A 1,317-nucleotide genomic window follows, 5' to 3' on the forward strand; every position below is an offset into this window, starting at 1 on the left:
GGCAAATCCGAGGCCGCCGAAGAGCGCACCGAGACACGGCTGTTCGGCGGCCTCGGATTTGCCGGCCTCGACGACGCGCACGTCGAACTGCTTGAAGCGGCCAAGCCGCTGCTGCAGCCCGGCCAGCGCCTCGTCGGTCTGCTTGGTGCGATCGCCGATATCCTGGCTCTGGCTGCGGTCGACGACGAGGGCGACAACGCTTTTCAGCGGCTCGCGCTCCTCGTTGAGGAACACCGGGTTGAACAAAGCGGCGGCGAGCGCCAAAAGGGCGATGAAGCGGAAGACCGAGCCGCGCTGGCGAAACCACAGGCCGACAAGCGCCAGCAGCGCCAGCGGCACCAGCGCCAAGGCCAACAGGGGCCAGGAGATCAGCGGTTCGAAGGAAATCGACCAGTTCATCCCTTACCCTCCTCTTTTTGGGGAGGGTTTATCCGCGACCGGAGGGAACCAAACAAACTCATCTTACTGCCCCAGCCGTTCGAGCAGTATGGGCACGTGCACCTGGTCGGATTTGTAGTTGCCGGTCAGCATGTACATCATGATGTTGACGCCGGCGCGCAGCGCGTAGACGCGCTGCATCGGGTCCGCCGGTACGGTCGGCAGCAGCGGATCGCCATTCTCGTCGACCGCCCAGGCGCCGGCAAAATCATTGGCGGTGATCATGATAGGCGAGACGCCGTCGCCGGTGCGCACCGGCCGGTTCTCGGCATTGCTGGCGTCGAGCGACGCCTCGACCCACAGTGGGCTGCCGGCGAAGCGGCCGGGGAATTCGGGCAGGATGAAGAAGGATTTGGTCAGCACGTGGTCGGACGGCACCGGCTCCAGCGGCGGCACGTTGAGGTTGCCGAGGATGTCGCGCAGCCGCTCCGTCGCCGGGCTGGTCGAATCGGCGCCGATGCCGTTGGCGAACTGGTCGCGGGTGTCGAACAGCACCGTGCCGCCCTGCTGCATATAGGCGTCGATGCGGGCGATGGCGGCCTGGCTCGGCATCGGGGCGGCCGGATCGATCGGCCAGTAGATCAAAGGATAGAACGACAGCTCGTCCTTCGAAATGTCGACACCGGCTGGTGCGCCCGGTTCAAGGGCCGTCTTTTCGACCAGGAAGCGGGTCAGGCCCTCGAGCCCGGCACGGCTGATCGAATCGTCGCCCGGCACGCCGGTCAGCACATAGGCGATGCGGGTCTTCGAAATCGCCTCGATGGCAATTTCGTCACCCGGCTTGGCGTCGTCGGCGCGGGCAAGGTCGGCATGACCGAACAAGCTACCCAGCGCAATCAGGACCGCGGCGGTGGTTGCCATGGCACCGGCGCGGTCCTG

At 65.8% G+C, this 1,317-nt stretch carries 1 protein-coding gene and 1 pseudogene; both read right to left on the minus strand.

All coding sequences use genetic code 11. The features are described from left to right. Positions 1-399: pseudogene (locus tag EN991_RS36545) on the minus strand (hypothetical protein); the annotation flags it as partial. 63 nt (positions 400-462) lie between these two features. Further along, positions 463-1,317, minus strand: an 855-nt coding sequence (locus EN991_RS36550) for a DUF4159 domain-containing protein (protein ID WP_164769675.1), incomplete at its 5' end; no start/stop codon positions are given.

Origin of the sequence: Mesorhizobium sp. M7A.F.Ca.US.005.03.2.1, assembly GCF_003997795.1 — a bacterium.
GTDB lineage: Bacteria > Pseudomonadota > Alphaproteobacteria > Rhizobiales > Rhizobiaceae > Mesorhizobium > Mesorhizobium ciceri.